The sequence below is a fragment of the Amycolatopsis camponoti genome (genome assembly GCF_902497555.1).
GTDB lineage: Bacteria > Actinomycetota > Actinomycetes > Mycobacteriales > Pseudonocardiaceae > Amycolatopsis > Amycolatopsis camponoti.
Window position 1 is genome coordinate 2,270,269 of record NZ_CABVGP010000001.1, and the last position, 17,540, is coordinate 2,287,808.

The following is a 17,540-nucleotide window of genomic DNA, read 5'->3' on the forward strand; positions in this document are numbered from 1 at the left end:
GACCGTTCCTCAAATTTTCTTCGTGCCGATCATGGCCGGCTCGGGCTCAGATCTGGTTCTCGCCGCCGTCGACGTACACGTTGGCGCCCAGCATGAAGCTGCTGTCGGGCGAAGCCAGGAAAGCCACGGCGGCCGCGACCTCCTCGACGCGCCCGAGCCGTCCGATGGCGATCCGGGCCGCTTCGGCGGCCTTGAACGCCGGCGCGTTCTCCTCGCCCATGAGCTCGGTCATCCCGGAGGTGTCGGTCGGGCCGGGGGAGAGGGCGTTGACCCGGATCCCGCGGTCCTTCAGCTCGTTCGCCCAGACGCGCGTGAACGTCCGCAACGCCGCCTTGGATGCCGCGTAGGCGCCGAAGCCCGCGGTGCCGCGGTCGGCCGCGGTGGAGGCGTTGATGATCACCGAGGCGCCCTCGTTGAGCAGCGGAAGCGCTTTCTGGACGGTGAAGACGGTGCCCTTGACGTTGACGCCGAAGACCTGGTCGAAGTCCTCGGCGGTGATCGTCTCGATGGTGGCGAACGAGGCGGTGGCCGCGTTGGCGAACAGCACGTCCAGGCCCTGGCCGCGACCCGCGACCCGCTCGTAGAGGCGGTCCAGGTCGGCCGGGTCCGTGATGTCACCCGGCACCGCGGTCACCGTCCCGCCGATCGCCGCCACCGCCTCGTCCAGTTCGGTCTCGCGGCGTCCGGTGATGAACACGTGCGCGCCCTCGGCGACCAGCCGGGCGGCGGTGGCCCGGCCGATCCCGCGCGTACCGCCCCCGGTCACGACCGCGGTTTTGCCTTCCAGTCTCAGCATTCTCGACCTCCGGATAATTGTGCACCGATCGGTGCCGAAGTCGACCCTAGCAGCTTCTGCACCGATCGGTGCACAAGCGGTAGGATGTGGTGGTGGACAAGGCGCAGGTGGGCCGGCCGCGGGCGTTCGACGCCGAAGCGGCCTTGCAGAAGGCCATGGTGGTCTTCTGGGAGCAGGGCTACGACGGGGCCAGCCTGACCGACTTGACCGAGGCCATGGGGATTTCCCGCAAGAGCATGTACGCGGCCTTCGGCAACAAGGAAGACCTCTTCCGCCTGGCGTTGCAGCGCTACACCGAAGGCCCCGGCGCCTACATCGTCGAAGCACTGCAAGCTCCCACCGCGCACGAGGTGGCGACGCTGTTCCTGGCCGGCTCGGTCCTGGCCAACACCCGGCCCGGGTTCCCGGCCGGCTGCCTGGGGGTGCAGGGCGCTTTGGCCGTCGGCGCGACCGGGCAGGTCGCGCACGACACCCTGGCCGCGTGGCGCGCGCTGGGCCAGGAGTACTTGCGCGAACGCTTCCAGCGGGCCGTCGACGAGGGTGATCTGCCCGCCGACGCCGAACCGGAGCTGATCGCCCGCTACGTCATGACGATCGCGAACGGCATGGCCGTCCAGGCGGCGGGCGGCGCGACCCGGGAGGATCTGCGGCGGGTGGCGGAGCTCGCGCTGCGGAACTGGCCGCCGGCCTGAGCGCTCAGGGCCGCAGGCGGGATGTCCCGTCAAAACGGCCGGAGGCGGCGAGTCCCGTGTGGACGTTCACGGCGCGGGCGATCCCGCAGGCCGGCACACGGAGTGCACGGCAGTGCCGAGCGCCTGGCGGTGCAGCGCGTCCAGCCGCTCCAGGACCACCGCCGAACCGGTCGCCAGGACGAGCTGCACGACGCACGGGATCCGCTCGGCGCGAATGTCCACAGTGGACCCCAGTCGCGCGAGCAGGTCCGTGGTGAGCTGGTCGAGTCGCGTGCGGATCTGTCCCAGGTCCGGGCGGGTGGTGGGCGCCTCGTCCGGGTGCGCCGTCCAGCGGGCGAACAGTCCCCGCTGCACCACCTTGCCGGCGGTGATCTGGTCGCGGAAGAACGCCGCCGCCGCGTCCGGGTCCAGCCCGATGGCCCCGGCCTGGGCGCGTACCTGGTTCAGCACCTGCTCCTCGCGTGCGGGGTCGTCGATCGGCGAGCCGGTGCCGAACTTGGCCGCCGCCACGTCGTCGCCCACGCGCAGGCGTTCGACGACGAGGTCGGTCAGCGGGCCGAGCCTGCCGAGCGAGCCGTTCGCCGTCAGCGCGGCCCCGGCGGGAACTTCGGCGGCCGTGGCCGGGGGAACGGTCAGTGTCATCGTGTCGGCCACCGTCAGTGCGGTGGCGGCGATGCCGCGGGCCACCTTGGTGCTCGTCTTCACCTGCTTGCCTCGCTTTCCTGGATGGGGAGATAGCTGACGTCGGTGAGCTGCTCGGACGCTTCCCACAGCCGCCGCTGCAGGCCGGCGTCGTGGGACAGCGCGCTGGAGGTGACCGGCTCGGGGTAGCCGGTGCGTCCGCGCGGGCCGAAGTAGTCGCCGCCCCGGGCGGCCGGGTCGGTGGCGGCTCGCAGCGGCCCCAACGCGCCCTTCGCCGCGCTCTGGGACAGGGCGAGCGCGAGCGGGTTGACCTTGGGGTCGAGTGCGGCCCGGACCAGCGCGTTCAGCTCACGCCCGCCTTCGGTCCGGGCCAGGCCCGGGTGGCCGGCCACCGCGATCGTCGGGGTACCGGTGGCCCGCAGGCGGCGGTCGAGTTCGTGCGCGAACAGCAGGTTGGCCAGCTTGGCCCGGTTGTAGGCCGCCACGAACCGGTAGGCGCGGCCGGGTTCGGGGTCGAGGTCGGCCGGGTCGATCGCGCCCTGCCGGTGCCCGTTGCTGCCCATCGTCACCACCCGCGACCCGGGGGTTCCGGTCAGCAGGTCGAGCACCAGGCCGGTGAACGCGAACGGCCCGAGGTGGTTCACGGCGATGGTCGATTCGAAGCCGTCTTCGGTGACCGCGTACCGCACGCGGAAGCCGCCGACGTTGTTCACGAGCAGGTCGAGGCGGTCGTACTCGTCGTGCAGCCGCCGGGCGGCGGCGCGGACCGACGCGAGCGAGGCGAAGTCCACCAGCAGGGTGCGGACGACGGCGCCGGGCGAGCCGGCCCGGATGCGGTCGGCCGCCGCGGCCGCTCGTCCGGCGTCGCGGCAGGCCAGCACGATGTCGGCGCCGCGGCGCGCGAGGGCGTCCGCGATCGCGAAGCCCAGCCCGGTGCTGGCGCCGGTGACGAGGGCGGTCCGGCCGTGCTGGGCGGGGATGTCTTCGGCGGACCAGTGGTGCCGTTTCACGGGCGCACCTTTCGACGTGTATGTAGCGATCACTATAGCACGTTCAAGATAGAACGTTCGGTCTTGACGTGGCGGAGTCCGCGGGTTCATAGTGAGCGGGATAGAACGTTCGGTATCGCGAATTGTCCGCGATCGGGAAAGGACCCCCTCATGACCAAGCCCCTGTACCTCGGCATCGCCACCTCGACCGGCGACGGCCGCGCGGGAGGGCAGGCGCGGACCGACGACGGCCTGCTCGACCTCTCCCTGGCGATCCCCAAGGAAATGGGCGGCCCCGGCGGCGCGACCAACCCGGAACAGCTGTTCGCGGCGGGCTGGGCCTCGTGCTTCCACTCGGCGCTGAAGGCCGTCGCGGCACAGCGGAAGGTCAAGGTCACCGACTCCGCCGTCGTCGCGGAGGTCCAGGTGCACACGACGCCGGAAGGGGGCTTCACCCTCGGCGCGGCGCTGCACGCCGAGCTGTCCGGTGTGGACCAGGCGACCGCCGACCAGCTCGTCGAAGGCGCCCACGCGATCTGCCCGTACTCCAACGCGACCCGCGGGAACATCCCGGTGACCGTCGACGCGACCGTCGCCTGAACCGTGCGGCCGGGCCGGCGGAAGACCCGCCGGCCCGGCGCTCCCGGTGGGGGAGCGGGGCCGCCGCGGACCTATCATGGCCGCATGGCGAGGGATTCCAGCTCCGCATCGACGGCCCCCGGGTTGAGCAGCCGCGAGGTCATTCTCAACGCGGCGCGCGCCCTCGTCGGGGAAAAGGGCTACGACGGCATGGCCATTTCGGACTTGAGTGCCCAGTCCGGGCTGCCGCCCAGCTCGATCTACTACCACTTCGGCAACAAGCTCGGTGTGCTCGCGGCGCTGCTGGAGCGGACTTTCGACGAGCTGCACGCGTTGTTCCCGAACCCGTCGTCGTTCGACGACCGGGCGCCGCTCGACCGCCTCGAAGCGTGGTTCTCCGCGGCCTGCGGTTCCCTCGACCGGCGGCCGGACTATCTGCAGCTGCTGGTCGCCATCAGCGTCGGCCCGCAGAAGGACGCCGAGGCGGTGCAGGCGACCGTGCGCCGCATCCGCGACTACGCCCACGCTTCCTGGGTGGCCGCGCTCACCCCGATCTTCGCCCCCAACGGCGGCAAGAACAACGAAGCCCTCGTCCAGGAGCTGGCCGTCCTCGGTCGCGCGCTGACGGACGGCCTTTCCGTGGCCAACAGCTTCGACGGCATGAGCTACCGCTCGCAGGTCGCCCCGTTCGTCGCCCTGATCCGCGGCCTGGCGGACCAGCGGGCGGCGAAGCGCAAGCGCTGACCGCGAGGCTGATCGACCTTGAAAACGCCGCCCTCCGTTGTATAGTGAGCGCTACATACAACGAATGAGGCGGCACAGTGACGAGCACTTTGGATGTCGGTGACGCGCGGCTGGCCTACACCGAGGCCGGTTCGGGCCGCCCGGTCGTGTGGCTGCACGGATCGGGGCCGGGCGCCACCGGGATGAGCAACTTCGGCGGCAACCTGCCCGCCTTCGCCGACCACCGGAACATCGTGGTCGACCTGCCGGGCTGGGGCGAGTCGCCGCGGCCCGAGACGGACGAGCCGCTGATCTTCCACGCTGCCGACCGGGTGTGCCGGGCGATGACGGCGCTCGGGATCGAGCGAGCCCACCTGGTGGGCAACTCCTACGGCGGTGCCGTGGCCATGCGGATCGCGATGCGCTACCCCGACCGCGTGGACCGGCTCGTGCTCATGGCGCCGGGTGGGGTCCTCCCGGCGGACGCGCCGCCGTGGCCCGTCGGCCTCGAACGCCTCTTCGGTTATATGGCCGCGGAAAAGCCGTCACGTGACGCGATGGCGGAGTTCGTGCGCCTGATGGTGTACGACGAGTCGCTGGCGACCGAGGCGCTCATCGACGAGCGGTACGAGTCGAGCCTCCGAGCTCATCCCGAGCTGCCGATTCCCCCGAACTTCGGTGACCTGACGCCCGATCTGGGGCGCATCGCCGCTCCCACGCTGCTCGTGTGGGGCCGGGAGGACCAGACCGTCCCGCTGACCTGGGCGCCCAGGATCCTCGACGGCATCCCGAACGCGGAGCTGCGGGTGCTGCCGCACTGCCGGCACTGGGTCCAGTACGAGCGCGCCCCCGAGTTCAACCACATCGTCCGCGAGTTCCTGCAGGGCGGCGCGGCCGCCGCGGCGGAAGGGTGACACGCGTGGGAATCAGGAAGCTGGGTTACGTCGGTCTCGACGTCACCGACCTCGACGCGTGGACCGACCTGCTCGGGCGCACGTTGGGCGTCGGGGTCACCCACGCCAAGTCCGGCACGGACGAGATCGCCCTCGCCGAGCTCGACGAGTTCAAGTACCGCCTCGCCCTTCGTCCGTCCACTGAGGACCGTCCGCGCGAGCTGGGCTGGATCGTCGACTCACCGCGCGAGCTGGACCGGCTGACCCAGCGGCTCACCGACGCCGGGTTCGCCGTCGCGGACGGCTCCGTGGAGGAGAAGGGCTTGCGCGGTGCCACGCAGCTGCGCTGGTTCACCGACCCGGTCGGCTACCGCGTGGAGCTGGCGGTCGGGGAAGCCAAGGTGCGCCTGGGGGTCGACCGGCCGGCCGGCGTGACCGGCCTGGGCCACCTCGTGCTCGCCAGTCCCCGGCTCGCCGAATTGCGGGAGCTGTACGAGTCCGTGCTCGAGTTCAAGCTGACCGACTACCGTGCGCCGGGTCTGTTCTTCTTCCGCTGCAACCGGACGCACCACAGCATCGCGCTCGCGAACGCGGAAACCGCGTCGATCCACCACCTGGAGCTGGAACACGGCTCGATCGACGACGTCGGGCGGGCCTACGACCGGGCCCAGGCCCACGAGGTGCCGATCTCGATCAGCCTCGGCCGGCACATGAACGACAAGGCGATCTCCTTCTACGTCCGCAACCCCAGCGGGTTCCACCTGGAGATCGGCTGCGGCGGCATCGAAGTCGGCGACGACTGGGTCCCGCACGACTTCGGGCGCTCGGACGAGTGGGGACACCACCACGCGGACGCGAACCCGTTCGCCGCGCCGAAGTCGTGAGCCTCTCGGGTCGCCGCGCCCTCGTCGCCGGCGCGGTGGCGTACCTGTGCTCGCCCGAAGCCGCTTCGGTCAGCGGGACCGAACTGGTCCTGGACGGAGGCTGGAGCGCCTCCTGATCAAGCAGGGGAGTACCGAACGTTCTCTCTGCTACACTCGAAAGATGGTGCAGAACGCTCGAGGTCAGGTCTCCGAAGCGCGGTCGCGGCTGCTCGCGACGGCCACGCGGATCTTCTACGCCGAGGGCCTGCACTCCGTGGGGATCGACCGGATCGTCGCTGAGGCGAAGGTCACCCGCGCCACCCTGTACCGGCACTTCCCCAGCAAGGACGACCTCGTCGTCGCGTACCTCCAAGGTGTCCACGAGATGGAGCGCGAAGGGGTCGACAAGGTCGTCGCCGGTGGCTTGCCGGCGGCCGACGGCTTGCGGGCGATCGCCCGGTCGATCGCCGACGGTATCGGGTCGGCGCACTTCCGGGGCTGCGCTTTCCTCAACGCCGTGGCGGAATACCCGGATCCCGCCCACCCGGTGCACCAGGCCGTCCTCGCTCATCGCGAGTGGTTCCGCCGGACGGTCACGGACCTGCTCGCGCAGGTGGGGGAGACCGCGCCGGAGCTCGCGGGGCGTCACTTCGTGATGCTGCGCGACGGCGCGATGACGGCGGGCTGCCTGTCGGATCCCGCCGAGGTCTGCGACACGTTCCTCCAGGGTGTCGACGGGCTCCTGCGGCACCGTCTCGAGGCCGCGGGGAAGTGACCCCGCTCCGGGGGGAGAACGTTCGGTCTTGACGATCGCCCGGGTCGTCGCTACGGTGACTTGTGTACTGATCGCTCCATACAGCGAGTGATTCCGGGTTCCGCGTCGGCGGGCCGAACCGCCTGACGCCGTACTCCACTGTGGACTGACGCTCAGCGTCGCGAGCGCTGGTCAACCCGTCTCGGAAGTTGTATAGTGAGCGCTACATACAGAGCTTCCCCGGGGGGACGTAACCGGCCGCCGCAACGAAGCGAGGTTTCCTTGAACGTCCTTGACCAGGTGAAGAATTCACCGATGAGCCGCGCCCAGGTGAGAGCGGTCGCGCTCTGCCTCGTGATCAACCTGATCGACGGCTTCGACCTGCTGGTCACTTCCTACGTCGGGCCGTCGATCACCCGGCAGTGGGGCCTGTCCCCGTCCGCGGTGGGCGTGCTGCTCAGCGGCGGGCTGGCCGGCATGGCCATCGGCGGGCTCTTCCTCGCTCCGCTGGCCGACCGCGTCGGACGCCGCCGGCTCACCCTCGCCTGTCTCGCCCTGGCGTCGCTGGGCATGCTCGCCGCCGCCGCGGCGCAGGACTTCGGGCAGCTGCTCGCGTGCCGGGTGGTGACGGGGGCGGCCGTGGGGGCGATGGCGGCCAGCCTGCCGGTGCTCACGTCCGAATACGCGAACCACCGCCGCCGGGGGCTCGTGGTCGCGTTGATCACCACCGGCTACGGCCTGGGTTCGGTCATCGCCGGAATCGCGTCGAGCGTGCTGCTGGGCTCGTTCGGCTGGCGGTCGGTCTTCGTGTTCGGCGCCGTCCTGACGGCTCCGCTCTTCGCGGTGGCGCTGCGGTTCCTGCCCGAGTCGATGGACTTCCTCGTCGCCCGCCGACCCCGCGGGGCCCTGGACAAGCTCAACCGGATCCTCGTCTCGATGGGCCGCACGCCGGTCGAGGAGCTGCCCGCGGCGCCGTCCGCCGCGACGACGCGCAAGGTGGTCCTCGACTCGCTGTTCCGCGGGAGCAACGCGGTGCGGACCGTGCTGGTCTGGGTGGCTTTCGTCTCGGCGCAGCTGATGTTCTACTTCGCCAGTTCGTGGACGCCCAGCCTGCTGCTGAAGGCGGGGATGTCGAGCCGGCAGGGCATCAGCGGCGGCGTCCTCCTCAGCCTCGGCGGAGTGACGGGCGCGGTGCTGCTGGGGTTGCTGGTGTCCCGGATCGGCCCGCGGCGGCTGACGGCGGCCTACTTCGGCATCGGCGCCCTCGCGCTCATCCTGTTCTCCTTCTCGCTCGGCACACTGGCGATCGCGCTCGTCGTGGCGGTGCTCGTCGGGTTGTTCCTCAACGGGACGGTGACTGGGATCAACGTCATCATCCCGAGCCTGTACCCGGCCGAAGCCCGCGCGACCGCCCTCGGCATGGCGGTCGCGGTGAGCAGGCTCGGTGCCGTCCTGGCGCCCCTGCTCGCCGGGTTCCTGCTGCAGGCCGGCTGGGCGCCGGCTTCGATGTTCCGCTTCTTCGCGATCCCCGGCGTCATCGGCGCGGTCGCGACGCTCCTGCTCGCCCGGTTCGGACGCTCCGCCCGGACCACCGCGGACCGGCCGGCCGAAAGCGCGGTGGCGGACGCGTGAACGAGTTCGAACCGGACCACAACGCCGCTGTACCTGCGGGGAAGCCCTCGTGGCGGCTGCCGTGAGCCGCGAACCGACGTACCATCCACAAAGGAGGACGGACGTGCCTGCCCTGGTCTTGCTCCACGGCGGCGGGCCCGGCGTGGACGCCGCGAGCAACTGGGCGAGCGTGCGGGCCGGGTTCGACGGCGCGTTCGACTGCCTCGCTCCCGATCTGCTCGGGTTCGGCACGCAGATCGCCGGGACGGCCGGGCTTCGCGGGCCGCACGCCTGGGCGATCGCCCGGGCCCGGCAGGTGCTGGACCTGCTCGACCGCCACGGCCTGGACCGCGTGCACCTGGTCGGCAACTCGGCGGCCGGCGGCGCCGCCGCGCTGGCCCTGCTGGCCGTGGCGCCGCACCGCGTCGAGCGCGCGGTGGTCATGGGCGGAGCCGGGACCGGGCCGCTGCCGCCGGCGGTTCCCTTCTACGACAACCCGACCAAGGAATCCATGCGGGCCACCCTCGGCCGGCTGGTCGCCGACGAGAGCGTCCACGAAGGACTCCTGGACGAACTCACCGATCTCCGGCTGAGGCAAGCTCTTCGTCCCGCCGCGGAGGGAGCGTTCCGCGCCATGTTCGCCGACGCCGCGGGCGGCCCGCCGCCCGTCGACCCGGCCAAGCTCACCACCCCCGTGCTCGCCCTGCACGGGGAGCGCGACCGGGTCCAGCCGGTCGAGGTCTCCGAACGCCTCGCCGACGCCCTGCCCCACGGTCGCCTGCACGTGGTCGCGGGCGCCGGGCACTGGATCCACGTCGACCGCCCGGACGAGTTCACCAAGCTGGTAGGGGAGTTCCTGAGCGCATGAACGAAATCCTGATCGTCGGCGCCGGGCCGGCCGGCTTGACCCTCGCCATCGACCTCGCGCGGCGCGGTGTGCCCTGCCACGTCGTCGAGGCCACCGACGAGCGGCCCGTCAACCCCCGGTGCAACACGACTTCCGCGCGGTCGATGGAGATCTTCCGGCGGCTCGGGCTGGCGGACGAGATCCGCCGGGCCGGGCTGCCGGAGGACTACCCGACGTCGATCCAGTACCGCACGACGTTGGACGGCGAGGGGATCTTCCGCATCGACTTGCCGACCGCGCACGACGTCTTGGCGGGTAAAGGCAGGGACGGCTGGCCGACGCCGGAGCCGCAGCACCGGATCTCGCAGCTGTACCTCGAACCCATCCTGGAAAAGCACGCGCGCAAGCTGCCCGGGCTGACCTTCGAGCGCGGCACGCGGCTGGTCGAGCTGCGGCAGCACGACGACCACGTCGAGGCCGTCGTCGAGACCGGCGGGGAGCAGCGCACCCTGCGGTGCGCGTACGTCGTCGGCTGCGACGGCGCCCACAGCACCGTCCGGCGGCAGCTGGGCATCCGGTACGAAGGCGTCGACGCGATCCAGCAGTTCGTTTCGACCTTCGTCCGGTCACCCGAGCTGGGCCGGCTGGCCGCGAAAGACCGGGCCTGGACGTACTGGACCTACGGCCGCCGGATCGCGTCGCTGATCGCCATCGACGGCGACGAGCTGTGGCTCAACCACGTCGCCTTCGCGCCCGGCCACGACACCGGGGGCGAGGACCCCGAGCAGCTGCTGCGGGAGTCGGTGGGCAGGCCCGTCGAGCACGAGGTGCTCGGCGTGGTGCGCTGGACCGGGCGACGGCTGGTCGCCCGGCGGTACCGCGAGGGCCGGGTGTTCCTGGCCGGGGACGCCGCCCACGTCTGGATCCCCGTCGGCGGGTTCGGCATGAACGCCGGCATCCAGGACGCCGCGGCGCTGGCGTGGATGCTGGCGGCGGTCCACCACGGCTGGGCACCGCCGGAGCTGCTGGACGCGTACGAACCGGAGCGCAGGCCGGTCGGTGAGCAGTTCGCGACCGCGGTGGGAGCCCAGGCCCGGACGTCGTTCGCGGACGTCTCGCCGGACATCCACCTGACGGGCCCCGAAGGCGAGCGGGCGCGCGCGGCGTTCGCCGAGCGGCTCGCGGTCACCGAGCCGCGCCGGTATTCCCCCGACGGCTTCAGCTTCGGCTACCACTACGCGGGCTCGCCGCTGGTGGTCGGTGGGGAAGACCAGGCCGAGATCACCATGGGGGACTACCAGGATCGGGCGCGGCCCGGGTTCCGGCTGCCGCACGCCTGGCTCGACGACGGCCGGTCGGTGCTCGACCTCCTCGGCCCCGGCTTCACCCTGCTGCGCACGGACCCGGGAACCGGGACGACGTCCTGGACGCTGGCGGCCCGGGAACTCGGGATTCCGCTCGCCGTCGTGGACCTGCCCGGCCGCTACCCCGCCGCGCTGCTGCTCGTGCGCCCGGACCAGCACGTCGCCTGGATGGGCGCGGCGGACGAGGACCCCACGGCACTCCTGCACACAGTCACCGGGCGCGTCACCGCCCGCCAGCGGTAAGGAACGGACATGCCATACGCACTGGGCATCGACGTCGGCGGCACGTTCACCGACGCGGTCGCCTCCGACGGCGCCGGCCGGATCGTCTCGGCCAAGACCCCGACGACCCCGCCGAACCGCGAGGTCGGCGTCATGCGCGCGATCGAAGACCTCGCCGGCGAGCTCGGCATCGGTGTCGGCGAGCTGCTCTCGCGGACCGACTACATCGCCCACGGCACCACTGCCTCGATCAACGCCCTGGTGCAGGGCCAGGTGGCCGACGTCGGGCTGATCGCCACCAAGGGTCACCGCGACGCGATCTACATCATGAACGCCGAGGGCCGCACCCTCGGCCGCTCGGCGCACGAAATCCAGGACACGTTGCGGCAGCGCAAGCCCGCGCCGCTGATCCCGAAGTACCGGGCGCTGGAGGTCACCGAGCGGATCGACCACGCCGGGAAGGTCCTCGTACCGCTGGACGAGGACGAGGTGCGCCGCGTCGCACAGTCCCTTGTGGACGAAGGGGTCGAGGCGATCGCCGTCTGCCTGCTGTGGTCGTTCAAGAACTCCGGCCACGAGCGGCGCGTGCGCGAGCTGATCCACGAGATCGCGCCGGACATGTACGTGACGCTTTCCTCGGAGGTCAGTCCCCGCATCCGTGAGTTCGCGCGAACCTCGACGACGATCATGAACGCCCAGGTCGGCCCGCGGCTGCGCACCTACCTGCTGCCGCTGCAGAAGCAGCTGGAGGCGGGCGGGCTCAAGGGACCGCTGCTGGTCATGCAGAGCGAAGGCGGCACCATCACCGCCGACCGCGCCCCCGAGCACGCGATCACCACGGTCGGCTCGGTCCTGTCCGGCGGGGTCATCGGCGGGATGCGCCTGGCCGGGCAACTGGGCCACCGCAACGTCATCACCACCGACGTCGGCGGCACGACGTTCCTCGCGGGCTTGATCGTCGACGGCGAGCCGGTCATGGCTCCGGGCTCCATCGTCAACCAGTTCCCGATCAACGCGGCCACGATCCGCGTGCACACCATCGGCTCGGGCGGCGGCGCGCTCGCCTCCGTGGACGCCGGCGGGAATCTGCGGCTCGGCCCGCAGAGCGCCGAAGCCGTCCCCGGTCCGGCCTGCTACGGCAACGGCGGCACCCGGCCCACCAACACCGACGCCAACCTGGTGCTCGGCATCCTCAGTGAGCGCGGCCTGCTCGGCGGCCGTAAGCCGCTGCGGATGGACCTGGCGCGGGAGGCGATCCGCGAGCACGTGGCCGAGCCGCTCGGCCTCACGGTCGAGGAAGCCGCGATCGCGATCCACGAGGTGCAGAACGCGCAGGCGGGCGACCTGCTGCGGCGCGCCGTCGTGCAGGCCGGTTACGACCCGCGCGACTTCGTCGCCTACGCCTTCGGGGGAGCGGGGCCCGCGCACTGCGCCGGGTACTGCCAGGACCTCGGTGTGAGCGCGGTAGTCGTGCCGCTCGGGCCGGTGGCGTCCGCGTTCTCGGCCTACGGGCTCGCGGCTTCGGACGTCGCGTTGAGCGCCGAGCTGTCCGATCCGTCGTCGTTCCCGGTCGAGCCCGCGGTGCTCGAGGCGCACTTCGGCCGGCTGGAGGCCGACCTGCAGCGCGCGCTGGACCGGCAGAAGGTGAAGTTCCACGACGTGTCGCTGCACCGCGAGATCGACCTGCGGTACTCGATGCAGGTCACCGAGCTCGCCACGGCCGTCCCGGACGCGAAGTTCACCGAGCGCACCGGCGAGGAGATCCTCGAGCGCTTCGAGGAGCAGTACGAGCGCATCAACGGCAGCGGCGCCGGATACCGCGAAGCCGGCGTGCAGGCGATCACCTACCGCGTGCAGGCCAAGGCCGGCCTCGGATTCCCCGTCCGGCTTCCGGTGGTCCCCGAGGCCGACGGCCCGGACCCGGCGGAGGCGCTGCTCTCGGAGCGGTCGGTCTGCCTCGACTCGCAGATCGGCTTCGTGATGACCCCGGTCTACGACTACGCGCGGCTGCGCGCGGGCCACGAGCTCGTCGGACCCGCGATCGTCGACGTCCCGACCACGGTGGTCGTGGTCCCCGCCGGCGTCACCGGTCGCGTCGACCACCTCGGCAACCTCGTGCTGCGCTACCAGTGAGGACACCATGACTTCCCGAATTCCCGGCGCGGACGAGTTCACCAGCCGCCCCATGCCCCGCGAGGAGCTGCTGCGGCAGATCTCGCCGTCCCTGCCGCTGCACCAGGTGGACGACGGTGAGGTCGACGCCCTGACCTACGAGGTCGTCCGGCACCGGCTGTGGGCGATCACCCAGGAGATGGGGGAGACGCTGCGGCGTATGTCGGGCTCGCACGTCGTCACCGAGTCCAACGACTTCAACTTCTCCATCTGCGACGAGCTCGGCGAGCAGGTCCAGGTCGGCACGTACAACATCGGCCTGATCGGCTCGATGGACCTGGCCATCACCTGGACGCTGCGCCACCGCAGCGACAACCCGGGCATCGCCGAGGGCGACATGTTCCTGTGCAACGACCCGTGGATCGGCGGCGGGCTGCACCAGAACGACGCCGCGATCCTCGCGCCGATCTTCCACGACGGCAAGCTGTTCGGCTGGACGACGGCGATCGCGCACCAGGTCGACCTCGGCGGGCCGCGGCCGGGCTCGTTCAGCCCGTCCGCGCAGGACGTCTTCGGCGAGGCCGTGCCGACGCCGCCGATGAAGGTGGTCCGCGGCGGGGTACTGCAGCGCGACATCGCCGACGCCTGGGTCCGCCGCTCCCGGCTGCCGCACCTGGTCGGCCTCGACCTGCGCGCCAAGATCGCCGCCAACAAGAACGCGGCCGAGCAGATCCTGCGGCTCATCACCAAGTACGGTGCCGACACCGTCAAGTCCGTGATGCACCGGATGATGGACGACGCCGAACGCCGGCTGCGGGCCAAGCTCGCAACGCTGCCCGACGGGACGTGGTCCGCGGTCGGCTACCAGGAACAGTCGCGGACCGGCGACCGTGGCCTGCACGCCATCAAGGTCGCGATGACCAAGGAAGCCGACCGGCTCGTCTTCGACTTCCGCGGCACCGCCGGGCAGACCGGCATCATCAACTGCCCCTACCCGGGGCTGCGCGCGGGCATCGTGTTCACGATGCTTCCCCTGCTGGCCGGGGACATCCCGTGGGCCGCGGGCGGGCTGATGCGCTGCTTCGAGATCATCACCGACGAGGACACCATCACCAACGCGTCCTTCCCGGCCGCCGTGGGCAAGGGACCCTTCGGGCCGGCCTGGGGCTCGGGCAACCTCGTCGCCGAGGTGCTGGCCAAGATGCTGGACGCCGAACCGGACCACCGCTCCGACGTGCAGTCCATCTGCAACGGCACCACCGACCTCTGCGTGGTGTCCGGTGTGGACACTCGCGGCGGGGGCAGCAAGGGCTTCGTGTCGCCCATCTTCGACGTCATGGCCGGCGGTTACGGCGCGCAGGTGTACCACGACGGCGTCGACACCGGCGGCCGGTTGATCATCCCCGCCGCTCGGGCGCCGGACGTCGAGATGACCGAGTACCTCTACCCGCTCGTCGCGCTGTGGCGTCGTGAGCAGACCGATTCCGGTGGCCCGGGCCGGCAGCGCGGCGGGATGAGCGGCTCGGTCTGCTACGTCCAGCACCCGGACCAGGCGGGGACGATGTCCCTCGTCGTGTCCGGGACGGGCAAGGTCGCGAACCAGAACGTCGGACTGGCCGGCGGTTATCCCGGCAACTCCCAGCTCGACCTCGTCGTGCGCGGAGTCCGTGAACCCCAGCTCGCCCAGGCGATCACCATCCCCGGCCACCTGGGCGAGCTGGGCGGGGAGATCGAGGTGCTGCCCTGCGAAGGCGAGTCGGACCTGGGCCCCGGTGACGCGCTTTACCTGCACTGGCAGGCCGGTGGCGGGTACGGCGACCCGCTGCTGCGCGCGCCCGAGAGCGTGCGTGAGGACGTGCAGCAGGTCCGGGTGACGGCGGACGCGGCCGAGGACGTCTACGGAGTCGTGCTCCGCGGTGGCGAAGTGGATGTGACCGCGACCGAAGAGCGACGCGCGAAACTGCGGCGTCACCGGGCGTCCGGCGCCGGAGTCACCGGGCTCACGCCCCTCGGCACGCCGGACCTGGACGCGGTGCGCCGGCTCGACGACAACCTCGTCGTCCTGGCCGACGGGACGGTCGCGTGCGTCCACTGTGGAACCGGGATCGGACCTTTGGCGGGAGGCGCTTTCGTCGCCGGGCTCGCCCGCCGGGACGCGGCGCCGACCGAAGCGGGCCCGCACATCTGGCACGACCCGCTGGAGTACGTCGACGCGGAGATCGTCTTCCGGCAGTTGTTGTGTCCCGGCTGCCTGACCGCGGTCCACTCCCGTGTGGTGCCGGTCGACCACCCGGTGCCCGTCGACGAGTACCGCGGCTGGTCGGGCCGGATCACGGGTTCGTAAGAACTAGATAGAACGATCTGTCTTGACTTTCCCCGGCCACGCGGCCATGCTGAATTGAGATAGAACGTTCGGTCTTGTCGGGGGAGATCCCCGCAGCCTTGAAGGGATCATGGTGACTACTGTCGACTCGCCCGCCGTAGGTGGGTTCGCTCCGGCGCTGCGCCGGTTGTACTTCGTGCGGTTCGCGTTCGCCATCGTGTGGGCGGTCCTGGTGTTCCTGACGACCAAGTCGGGGCTGGGGGCGGTCGGCGTCGTCCTGGCCGTCGTGTACCCGCTGTTCGACGTGGGATCGGCCATTGTGGACGCTCGGTCGTCGAAGGGCGGCGGGTCGGTGACCGCGCTGTACGTGAACATGGCGATCAGCCTGCTCGCGGCCATCGGGATCGGCATCGCGTCCGCGTCCGGCGTGCCGGGAGTGCTGCGGGTGTGGGGTGCCTGGGCGATCGTGGCCGGGGTGGTCCAGCTGATCGTCGGCATCCGCCGCCGCAAGATGGGCGGCCAGTGGCCGATGATGCTCAGCGGCGGTATCTCCGTGCTGGCCGGCGCCAACTTCGTCATCGGTGCCTCGGCGGCGAACCCGTCGCTGGCCAATGTGGCCGGTTACGCCGTGCTGGGCGGCATCTTCTTCCTCGTCTCGGCGATCCGCCTCGGCCGCGCCGCCAAGGGGAACTGACGTGAGTGACTTCGACGTCATCGTCATCGGCGCCGGTCCGGTCGGGGAGAACGCGGCCGACCGGGTGGTGCGGGGCGGGTTGACCGTCGCGATCGTCGAGCGGGAACTGGTCGGCGGTGAGTGCTCCTACTGGGCGTGCATGCCGACCAAGGCGCTGCTGCGCAGCGGCGCGGCACTCCGTGCGGCCCGGCAGGTGCCCGGCGCGCGGGAAGCGGTGACCGGCGACCTCGACGTGGCGGCCGTGCTCCGCCGTCGCGACGCCTTCGCCTCGAACTGGAACGACGAGGGCCAGGTGTCCTGGCTCGAATCGGCGGGCATCCCGCTCTACCGCGGGCACGGCCGGATCACCGCCGCCCGGGTCGTCGAGGTGACCGGCGCCGACGGCACCACCACCACCACGCTGACCGCGCGGCACGCGGTCATCGTCGCGACCGGCAGCGGCGCGCTGGTCCCGGACATCGAGGGCCTCCGCGACGCGAAGCCGTGGACGAGCCGCGAAACCGTTGCGGCCAAGGAGGTTCCGGCTCGGCTCGCCATCATCGGCGGCGGGGTGGTGGCTTCGGAGATGGCGACCGCGTTCAGCCGGCTGGGGTCGTCGGTGACGATGCTGGCCCGGGACGGCGTGCTGCACCTGAACGAGCCGTTCGTCGGCGAGCACGTGGCGGTCTCCTTGCGGGAAAAGGGGGTTTCGGTCCGCATCGGCGCCGAAGCCGGGTCCGTCAAGCGCAACGACGACGGCACGGTGTCGGTCATCCTCACCGACGGCGAGCAGATCGAAGCCGACGAACTGCTGGTCGCGATCGGCCGGACGCCGAACACCCAGGATCTCGGCCTGGAGAACATCGGCCTGACGCCGGGTGCCTGGCTCACGGTCGACGACACCATGCGCGTCGACGGCGTCGACGGCTGGCTTTACGCCGCCGGCGATGTCAACCGGCGCGTTCTGCTGACGCACCAAGGCAAGTACCAGGCCCGGGCGGTCGGCGACGTCATCGTCGCGCGCGCGAAGGGCGAACCCGTCGACGACGCCCCGTGGGGCCGGCACGCGGCGACCGCCGACGAGTGCGCGGTCCCGCAGGTCGTCTTCACCGACCCGGAGATCGCGTCGGTCGGCCTGACCGCGGCCAAGGCCGAGGCGGCGGGGCTGCGGATCCGGGTCGTCGACTACGACCTGGCCGCCACCGCCGGCTCCGCCCTGCACGCCGAGGGCTACCGCGGCCACGCCCGGATGGTCGTCGACGAGGACCGCAAGGTGATCGTCGGCTTCACCCTCGTCGGCCCCGACGTCGCGGAGATGATCCACGCGGCGACCATCGCGGTCGCCGGCGAGGTCCCGATCGACCGGCTCTGGCACGCGGTCCCCGCCTTCCCCACCGTCAGCGAGGTGTGGCTGCGGCTGCTCGAAGCCCACGGCCGCTGACCCACCCCGGTGCCCC

Annotated in this window: 16 protein-coding genes; 13 read left to right on the plus strand and 3 right to left on the minus strand. The window is 71.4% G+C overall.

Annotated features, from left to right (window positions below; translation table 11 throughout):
- Positions 1-46: 46 nt before the first annotated feature.
- Entirely contained in the window at positions 47-796 is a 750-nt protein-coding gene (locus AA23TX_RS10930) for an SDR family NAD(P)-dependent oxidoreductase (protein ID WP_155542427.1), read from the minus strand.
- Positions 797-888: 92 nt separating this feature from the next.
- Here AA23TX_RS10930 and AA23TX_RS10935 point away from each other — a divergent pair, with 92 nt between their 5' ends.
- Positions 889-1,488: a TetR/AcrR family transcriptional regulator gene (locus AA23TX_RS10935; RefSeq protein ID WP_230862418.1), complete on the plus strand. Its 600-nt coding sequence runs from the start codon at positions 889-891 to the stop codon at positions 1,486-1,488.
- 66 nt (positions 1,489-1,554) lie between these two features.
- Here the strand turns inward: AA23TX_RS10935 and AA23TX_RS10940 are convergent, their stop codons facing one another.
- Positions 1,555-2,193: a chorismate mutase gene (locus AA23TX_RS10940; protein WP_230862419.1), complete on the minus strand. Its 639-nt coding sequence runs from the start codon at positions 2,191-2,193 to the stop codon at positions 1,555-1,557.
- The gene (locus tag AA23TX_RS10945) at positions 2,190-3,140 is read right to left on the minus strand and encodes an oxidoreductase (RefSeq protein ID WP_230862420.1); all 951 of its coding nucleotides are present in this window, start codon (positions 3,138-3,140) and stop codon (positions 2,190-2,192) included. Before AA23TX_RS10945 ends, AA23TX_RS10940 begins: the two co-directional genes overlap by 4 nt.
- Positions 3,141-3,290: 150 nt before the next feature.
- Between AA23TX_RS10945 and AA23TX_RS10950 the strand changes: the two genes are divergently transcribed.
- From AA23TX_RS10950 to AA23TX_RS11010, 12 genes are all read left to right on the plus strand, one after another.
- Complete coding sequence (locus AA23TX_RS10950) at positions 3,291-3,719, plus strand: organic hydroperoxide resistance protein (RefSeq protein WP_155542429.1); 429 nt, start codon at positions 3,291-3,293, stop codon at positions 3,717-3,719.
- A gap of 84 nt (positions 3,720-3,803) precedes the next feature.
- Positions 3,804-4,442, plus strand: a complete 639-nt coding sequence (locus AA23TX_RS10955) for a TetR/AcrR family transcriptional regulator (protein WP_155542430.1) — start codon at positions 3,804-3,806, stop codon at positions 4,440-4,442.
- 77 nt (positions 4,443-4,519) lie between these two features.
- Positions 4,520-5,335 (plus strand): alpha/beta fold hydrolase, encoded by an 816-nt coding sequence (locus AA23TX_RS10960; protein WP_155542431.1) that lies wholly within the window; start codon positions 4,520-4,522, stop codon positions 5,333-5,335.
- 5 nt (positions 5,336-5,340) lie between these two features.
- Entirely contained in the window at positions 5,341-6,198 is an 858-nt protein-coding gene (locus tag AA23TX_RS10965; RefSeq protein ID WP_155542432.1) for a VOC family protein, read from the plus strand.
- A 160-nt stretch (positions 6,199-6,358) separates the two neighbouring features.
- The gene (locus AA23TX_RS10975; RefSeq protein WP_155542433.1) at positions 6,359-6,952 is read left to right on the plus strand and encodes a TetR/AcrR family transcriptional regulator; all 594 of its coding nucleotides are present in this window, start codon (positions 6,359-6,361) and stop codon (positions 6,950-6,952) included.
- Positions 6,953-7,246: 294 nt separating this feature from the next.
- Positions 7,247-8,563, plus strand: coding sequence for an MFS transporter (locus AA23TX_RS10980; protein ID WP_230862421.1), 1,317 nt, complete (start codon positions 7,247-7,249; stop codon positions 8,561-8,563).
- A gap of 103 nt (positions 8,564-8,666) precedes the next feature.
- Positions 8,667-9,410: an alpha/beta fold hydrolase gene (locus tag AA23TX_RS10985; protein ID WP_230862422.1), complete on the plus strand. Its 744-nt coding sequence runs from the start codon at positions 8,667-8,669 to the stop codon at positions 9,408-9,410.
- Positions 9,407-10,996, plus strand: coding sequence for an FAD-dependent monooxygenase (locus AA23TX_RS10990; protein WP_155542435.1), 1,590 nt, complete (start codon positions 9,407-9,409; stop codon positions 10,994-10,996). Before AA23TX_RS10985 ends, AA23TX_RS10990 begins: the two co-directional genes overlap by 4 nt.
- A 9-nt stretch (positions 10,997-11,005) precedes the next feature.
- The gene (locus tag AA23TX_RS10995) at positions 11,006-13,108 is read left to right on the plus strand and encodes a hydantoinase/oxoprolinase family protein (RefSeq protein WP_155542436.1); all 2,103 of its coding nucleotides are present in this window, start codon (positions 11,006-11,008) and stop codon (positions 13,106-13,108) included.
- A gap of 7 nt (positions 13,109-13,115) precedes the next feature.
- The gene (locus tag AA23TX_RS11000) at positions 13,116-15,431 is read left to right on the plus strand and encodes a hydantoinase B/oxoprolinase family protein (protein WP_155542437.1); all 2,316 of its coding nucleotides are present in this window, start codon (positions 13,116-13,118) and stop codon (positions 15,429-15,431) included.
- A 109-nt stretch (positions 15,432-15,540) separates the two neighbouring features.
- Positions 15,541-16,104 (plus strand): hypothetical protein, encoded by a 564-nt coding sequence (locus AA23TX_RS11005; protein ID WP_155542438.1) that lies wholly within the window; start codon positions 15,541-15,543, stop codon positions 16,102-16,104.
- Between the two features lies 1 nt (position 16,105).
- On the plus strand, positions 16,106-17,524 hold the full coding sequence (locus AA23TX_RS11010) for a dihydrolipoyl dehydrogenase family protein (RefSeq protein ID WP_230862423.1): 1,419 nt from the start codon (positions 16,106-16,108) through the stop codon (positions 17,522-17,524).
- Positions 17,525-17,540 lie beyond the last annotated feature (16 nt).

Bases quoted from the DNA above. Each gene is read 5' to 3' on its own strand.
- AA23TX_RS10995 (WP_155542436.1), top strand. From the start codon at position 11,006: ATGCCATACGCACTGGGCATCGACGTCGGCGGCACGTTCACCGACGCG.
- AA23TX_RS11000 (WP_155542437.1), top strand. From the start codon at position 13,116: ATGACTTCCCGAATTCCCGGCGCGGACGAGTTCACCAGCCGCCCCATG.
- AA23TX_RS11005 (WP_155542438.1), top strand. From the start codon at position 15,541: ATGGTGACTACTGTCGACTCGCCCGCCGTAGGTGGGTTCGCTCCGGCG.
- AA23TX_RS10950 (WP_155542429.1), top strand. From the start codon at position 3,291: ATGACCAAGCCCCTGTACCTCGGCATCGCCACCTCGACCGGCGACGGC.
- AA23TX_RS10955 (WP_155542430.1), top strand. From the start codon at position 3,804: ATGGCGAGGGATTCCAGCTCCGCATCGACGGCCCCCGGGTTGAGCAGC.
- AA23TX_RS10990 (WP_155542435.1), top strand. From the start codon at position 9,407: ATGAACGAAATCCTGATCGTCGGCGCCGGGCCGGCCGGCTTGACCCTC.
- AA23TX_RS10930 (WP_155542427.1), bottom strand. From the start codon at position 796: ATGCTGAGACTGGAAGGCAAAACCGCGGTCGTGACCGGGGGCGGTACG.
- AA23TX_RS10975 (WP_155542433.1), top strand. From the start codon at position 6,359: ATGGTGCAGAACGCTCGAGGTCAGGTCTCCGAAGCGCGGTCGCGGCTG.
- AA23TX_RS10980 (WP_230862421.1), top strand. From the start codon at position 7,247: ATGAGCCGCGCCCAGGTGAGAGCGGTCGCGCTCTGCCTCGTGATCAAC.